The organism is Marinobacter sp. (genome assembly GCF_033722195.1).
In the GTDB taxonomy this organism is placed as follows: Bacteria; Pseudomonadota; Gammaproteobacteria; order Pseudomonadales; family Oleiphilaceae; genus Marinobacter.
The window spans coordinates 1-6,365 of record NZ_JAWVZL010000135.1; the positions used below are offsets into that span (position 1 = coordinate 1).

The following is a 6,365-nucleotide window of genomic DNA, read 5'->3' on the forward strand; positions in this document are numbered from 1 at the left end:
ACCGAATCCGCCAACAGCCCCCTGGATGTGGCCCTGCGGGAGGCGCGCCGGGTCGCCCATACCGGCAGCCGCATTTTCGTGCTGAGCGATTTCCTGACCCTCACCGAGGACACCGCCAGCCTGCTGGGCGCCCTGGCCCGCCACAATTCCGTCAGCGCCCTGCGCATTGTCGATCCGCTGGAGCTGGATCTGCCCCATCAGGGCCGTTTTGCCGTGGCGGGGCCGGACGGTCCGGTCTGGTTCAACGGTGGCGACAGCCGTTTCCAAAAAGCTTTCCACGACCGCGTGCTGGCCCACGAACAGGCCCTGGCGAAGTGCTTCCGCACCGCCGCGGTCGACCACCAAACCGTCTCCACGGCGGAGGACCCGGCCCAGGCCCTGCGGCTGATCCTCGGTCCCCGTGGTCGAATCGGCTAACCCGGTGCACTGATGCAGAACGACCCCCTCAGCAACCTGCGCGACATCCACCTGCCGGAACCCGGCGGCTTCTGGCCACCGGCCCCGGGCTGGTGGCTGCTGGCCGTCCTGGCACTGGCCGGCGTCATCGCGCTGGGGCTGTGGCTTTACCGCCGCCATCGCGCCAACCGCTGGCTGAAGCAGGCCCGCCAGGAGATCGACCGGCTGGCCCGTAGTCAACAGGGGGACCACCAGCGCCTGGTGGAACTGAACCGGCTGCTGAAACGGGCCGCCCGACGGCGCTACCCTGAACGACATCCGGAAAGCCTTTCCGGGGACGCCTGGGTGGCCTTCCTCAGGGACACCACCCCGGCGCGGGGGCAGGAGCTGGAGCCGGTGTTCCGGGCACTGGTGGAAAGCAGCTGGCGGCCCCGGGCCGAGCTGACCTTCGAGGATGCAGAGCGCGCCTGCCGGCAATGGCTGAGGGGGCAGAAATGCTGAGCCTCGCCTACCCCTGGGTGCTGGTGCTGGTGCTGCTGCCCCTCATGATCAATTTCCGGCGCAAGCGCCAGCAGCCGGTGGCAGCGCCGGTGCTGCCGGTGGGCCACTGGCTCCAGGGTCTGCCAGGCGTCAGCCGTTCCGGCCAGAGCAGCCCGCGCTGGCGCACCGCCCTGTTGCTGCTGGCCTGGGTCCTGCTGGTGCTGGCCCTGGCCCGGCCCCAGCACGTGGGTGAGCCGGTGGATCTGCCGGTGACCGGGCGGGATCTGCTGCTGACCGTGGACATTTCCCCCAGCATGGAGGAGCAGGACATGATCCTCCGCCAGCGCCGCATCGACCGCCTGCAGGCGGTCAAACTGGTACTGGACGATTTCATCCGGCAGCGCCAGGGCGACCGCCTGGGGCTGCTGCTGTTCGGCAGCCAGCCGTACATCCAGGCGCCGCTGTCGTTCGACCACCGCACCATCCGCACGCTTCTGGATGAAGCCGGTATCGGCATGGCGGGTCGGGCCACCGCCATCGGCGATGCCATTGGTCTGGCGGTCAAGCGCCTGCGGGACCGGCCCCAGGACCAGCGCGTGGTGATCCTGCTGACCGACGGCGCCAATACCGCCGGCGAGCTGTCGCCGGACAAGGCCACCGAAATCGCCTCTGCCGCCGGTGTGCGCATCTACACCATCGGCATTGGCGCCGAAGCCATGATCCAGCCGGGCCTGCTGGGCTCCCGCCAGGTCAATCCATCCCGGGACCTGGACGAAGCCCTGCTGACCCGCATTGCCGATCAGACCGGCGGCCGCTATTTCCGTGCCCGCAGCCTGCCGGAGCTGCAGCTGGTCTATGAGAGCATCAACCAGCTCGAGCCCATCGAGCTGGAGGGCAAGCGCTACCGGCCGGTGACCGAACTCTACGCCTGGGCCGCCGGCAGCGCCCTGCTGCTGTGGCTGGCGCTGCAGTTGGCCAGCCTCCAGGCCGCCAGCCGCAGCCGCCGCCAACAGGAGGCCGCCCATGAGTGACCTGCATTTTCTGCGACCGCTGTGGTTACTGCTGCTCCTCGTCCTGCCACTGCTACCGGCGGTGGTGCGCCAGGCCCGGCAGCGTGAAAGCGGCTGGTCCCGTGTTATCCCGCCGGCCCTGCTGCGGCCGCTGCTGCGTTCGGAAGGCTCCACCCGGCAGTCGCCACGCCTGGCCGCCCTGCCCCTGGTGCTGGCCTGGGTGCTGCTGAGCCTGGCGCTGGCTGGGCCGGCCTGGCGGGAAGCGCCAACGCCCCTGACCCAGCAGAACGACAGCCTGGTGATTGCCCTCAACCTGTCCCTGTCGATGCTGGCCACGGACGTGTCGCCGGATCGCCTGACCCTGGCCAAGCGCAAGATCCGGGATCTGCTCCAAACCCGTGACGGCAGTCTCAACGCCCTGGTGGTCTACGCTGGTGACGCCCACGTGGTGACGCCACTGACCGACGACAACGAAACCATCGAGGCGCTGCTGGGGGTGCTTGACCCCATCATGATGCCGGCCACCGGCAATCGCGCCGACCTGGCGGTGGCCAAGGCCAAGGAACTGCTGGAGCGTGGCGGCCGCGGCAAGGGCCGGATACTGCTGATCACTGACGATATCCGCGCGGACCATCGCTACGACATCCGGGCCATGCTGGAGACCAGCCCCTACCCCCTCAGTGCCATCGTGGTGGGTACCGAGGCCGGCGGGCCCATCCCGCTGCCCAAGCAGGGTTTTATCCGGGACAACGGCGAGATCGTGATCGTGTCGGCGGACCCGGAAGCCCTGGCCCAACTGACCGCCAGGACCGGCGGCGCCAGCCACCCGCTGACGGTGGATAACAGCGACCTCCGGGCCCTCGATCTGCGAGCCCGCGACAGCGACGACTGGCGCCAGACCGAGCAGGACCTGTCTGTCAGCCGCTGGCAGGACGACGGCTACTGGCTGCTGTGGCTGGCGCTGCCGCTGCTGTTACTGGGCTGGCGACGTGGCGCCCTGCTGGCGGTGGTGATAATGGCGTTACCGCTTGCGCCCAGGCCGGCCATGGCCCTGGACTGGGCCGATCTCTGGGCGCGGCCGGACCAGCGCGGCCAGGCCCTGATCCAGCGGGATCCGGAGCAGGCCGCCGAGCGTTTCGAAGATCCGGCCTGGCGCGGCAGCGCCCTCTACCGGGCCGGTGAGTTTGAAGCGGCCAGCAAAGCCTTCGAGCGTGCCGAAGGCGCTGACGCCCGCTACAACCAGGGCAATGCCCTGGCCCGGGCCGGTCAACTGGAACAGGCCCTGGCCGCCTACGAGCAGGCGCTGGCGCAGGCGCCGGAGCACGAAGATGCCCGCCACAACCGGGATCTGGTCAAGGAACTGCTGGAACAACAGCAGGAGCAGCAAAATGGCGAGAATGGCGACCAGTCACAGGATTCTCAGCAACAGGAATCCCAGAATGGTGACCAGGGTCAGCAGCAACCCCAGGGTGACCAGCAACCTTCCGATGGCCAGCCATCGGAGCAGCCGGACGCCGGCGATAGCCAACAGCGGCAACAGCAAGGCCGGGAGAGCGAGGACAACCAGCAACCGCAGCAGTCCCAGGCTCAACAGCCGCGCCAGCTGGACGGCACCCCCGAGGACGCCGACGAGAGCGAGCAGCCACCCCCGGACACCGAGGGCCGCCAGCTGAGCCAGAGCCAGGAGCAGTGGCTGCGGCGGATTCCCGATGACCCCGGCGGGCTGCTGCGCCGCAAGTTCCAGCAGCAGTATCAGGAAAGAGACACCCAACCGGACGAGGGCGACACGCCATGGTAAGCCGTTTTGCCAAGCTACTGAGTCTGCTGTTTCTGGCAGTCCTGCCAGCAATTGCCGGGGCGGAGCTGAAGGTGGAGCCGGATCGCACCACCCTCTACGAGAACGAGACCCTGACCCTGACGGTGACCGGCGACATGGAGCTCTCCGTCAATTTCGACATCCTGTTCAATCTGGGCAACCTGGAGCTGCCGGCCCCGGACATCGAAAAGCTGGAGCAGGATTTCGAGATCCTGGCCCGGAACCAGAAGTACAGCATCCGCACCGTCAACGGCGAGACCCGCGCGCTGATTACCTGGACCTACCAGCTGGAGCCGCTCCGCACCGGTAAACTGACCATCCCGGCTCTCAATTTCAACAACGCCACCTCGGAGCCGGTCACCGTCACCGTAATGGAGGGCCGCACACCGGCCACCGCCAGCGGCCCCCGGGATGCCTACATCGAACTGTCCGCCGACAAGGACGATGTCTACGTGCAGGAGCAGATGATTCTCACCGTACGGCTGTTCTTCGCCGGCAACCTGATCCGGGGCGAGCTGTCGGAACCCCAGCATCCGGACGCCATCATCGAGTCGCTGGGCAGCCAGAAGGAATACAACCGGTTCATCGACGGCCGCCGCTTCCGGGTGGTGGAACGGCGCTACGCCATCTATCCCCAGCAGCCCGGCGAGCTGGTGCTCGATCCCATCCGCTTCGAAGGCCAGACCCGGGACAGCGAGGGCCAGCTGCAGTTCGTGCGGGACCGGGCGCAACTCTTCGACGTGCCGGTCAAACCGGTGCCGGCCCAGTTCACCGGCCAGACCTGGTTGCCGGCCAGCTCCCTGACTCTGAGCGACAGCGGCATTCCGCAACAGGATCGCCTGACCGTGGGTGAGAGCCTGACCCGGACCATCACCCTCAAGGCCGAGGGCCTCCAGGCCGAAGCCCTGCCGCCGCTGACCCTGGCAACGCCGGATGGGATCAAGAGCTATCCCGAAGCGCCCCAGACCAGCACCGACATCAGCAACGAGACGGTGACAGGCACCCTGACCCAAACCGCCGCCATCGTCGGCGTGGAGCCCGGCCCGGTAACACTGCCACCCATCACTCTGGCCTGGTGGGATACCAAAGCGGACCAACAGCGCGAGGCGGTGATTCCGGCCCGCACCCTGACGGTGGTGGGTGTCAACGGCGCCACCACTCCCACGCCGCCGGCGGCCGCCCCCGAGCCGGAAGCCGAGGCCAGCCCGGAGCCGGATGAGCCGGTAACGGCCAGCGGCGGCGCCGGTTTCTGGCCCTGGCTGGCGGGCGCCCTGGCCCTGGGGTGGCTGCTGACGGTGGTCTGGCTGCGCCGTGGCGCCGGCCAGAGCAAAACCGAGGCCGGGCCCAGCGCCGGAGAGATGCGGGAAAAGGCCCTGTTCGAGGACCTCTGCCGCTGCGCCCGGGCGGGGGATGTGCGGACCCTGGACCTGCTGCCCCGCTGGCTGACCGCCGCCAAGCCCGGCCAGACCTTCCGTACCGTGTCAGAGGTGGTGAACTGGGCCGAGCAGCCAGAGCTCAAGGCGGAGCTGGATCGTCTGCAGGCCTGTCGTTACGGCCAGGCCGCCGCCCGGGATGGCGGCTGGCAGGGTGACCGGCTGGTAAAACTCATGGAGAACCTGCGTAAGCACCCGTCCGCGCCGGCGGACAGCGGCGACCTGCCGCCGCTCTACCCCCGCGCCCTGCGCTCCTGAGGCAGGGGCGGAACCACTCAGTGCAGCTGCTTGTCGATCACCAGGGTAGTGACGTCACCACCGCCGGGCTGGACCGGCAGGGGCTGCTCGGTCTGGCCCTGCCAGTCCCCTGGCTGGGGCATGGCGCTGCCGGCCGGGGACAGCCGCGCGGTCACCACCACTTCATCAGCCTGGGAAATGCGGGCATCCGGCGCCATGGCGCTCTGGTCATCCAGACGCAATTGCAGGGGCAGCTCCCCCGCCGTGGCCCGGGCAATGGCCAGCGGCGCACCCGAACCACCGGGCCGGCGGGCATAGACAAACAGGGTGGTATCGGCCGGCACCGAGCCGGTAAAGGCCTCTGACAGCTCAACCCGGACACTGACGCCCCGGTCCGACACTGCCTGTTCGGATTCCTCCACCGGCATGTCACGACCCAGGCGCTCGTAGGCGGCGGCAATGCCCTGGCGTATGGACGCCAGCTGGGGATGGCTGGGGGCCACCTCCACAATCCGCTCCCAATAGGCAATGGCCTGCTCGAAATTCTCCTGGCCGAAGGCCCGGATGCCCAGCAGGCCCAGGGAGTTGACCTCGTCCGCGTCCAGTTCCCTGGCATTCTCGATGGCTCGGCTGACCTCCTCGGTCATCTCGCCACGGCTGGCGAAGAAGCGGGCCTGAGCCGACAACCCCCAGGCTGTGGCCTCCCGCCCGGTCTGGCCACGCACCTGCTGGGCCAGGCGTTCAAACGCCCAGGCCGCCTCCTGGTATTGCTCCAGAGACATGTAGGTACGGCCCAGCATGGCCCAGCCCTCGGCGTTGTCCGGGTTAGCCACCAGGCGCTCCCGAAGCTGTTCCGCCAATGCGGCCATCTCCGCGGCGCGGCCCTGTTCAGTGGCCTGCTGGTCCTGCATGGCCAGCCACTCTTCCACCTTGTCCATGGAACCAAGCTGCTGATAGACCAGCACCGCCAGCACCGGCACCAGTACCAGGCTG

At 68.5% G+C, this 6,365-nt stretch carries 5 protein-coding genes and 1 pseudogene; 5 read left to right on the top strand and 1 reads right to left on the bottom strand.

Annotation, left to right across the window (positions count from 1 at the left end; translation table 11 throughout):
* The 5 genes and pseudogenes from R3280_RS15490 to R3280_RS15510 all read left to right on the top strand — a co-directional run.
* Positions 1-417: pseudogene (locus R3280_RS15490) on the top strand (DUF58 domain-containing protein); the annotation flags it as partial.
* A gap of 12 nt (positions 418-429) precedes the next feature.
* A complete protein-coding gene (locus tag R3280_RS15495; RefSeq protein ID WP_318999514.1) occupies positions 430-897 on the top strand; it encodes a DUF4381 domain-containing protein in 468 nt (155 codons plus the stop codon).
* Positions 891-1,907, top strand: a complete 1,017-nt coding sequence (locus R3280_RS15500) for a VWA domain-containing protein (protein ID WP_318999515.1) — start codon at positions 891-893, stop codon at positions 1,905-1,907. The genes R3280_RS15495 and R3280_RS15500 overlap by 7 nt, the downstream gene beginning before the upstream one ends.
* Positions 1,900-3,684, top strand: coding sequence for a vWA domain-containing protein (locus R3280_RS15505; RefSeq protein ID WP_318999516.1), 1,785 nt, complete (start codon positions 1,900-1,902; stop codon positions 3,682-3,684). The genes R3280_RS15500 and R3280_RS15505 overlap by 8 nt, the downstream gene beginning before the upstream one ends.
* Positions 3,678-5,393, top strand: a complete 1,716-nt coding sequence (locus R3280_RS15510) for a BatD family protein (RefSeq protein ID WP_318999517.1) — start codon at positions 3,678-3,680, stop codon at positions 5,391-5,393. Before R3280_RS15505 ends, R3280_RS15510 begins: the two co-directional genes overlap by 7 nt.
* A 17-nt stretch (positions 5,394-5,410) precedes the next feature.
* Here the strand turns inward: R3280_RS15510 and R3280_RS15515 are convergent.
* On the bottom strand, positions 5,411-6,365 hold a 955-nt coding region (locus R3280_RS15515), incomplete at its 5' end, for a tetratricopeptide repeat protein (RefSeq protein ID WP_318999518.1).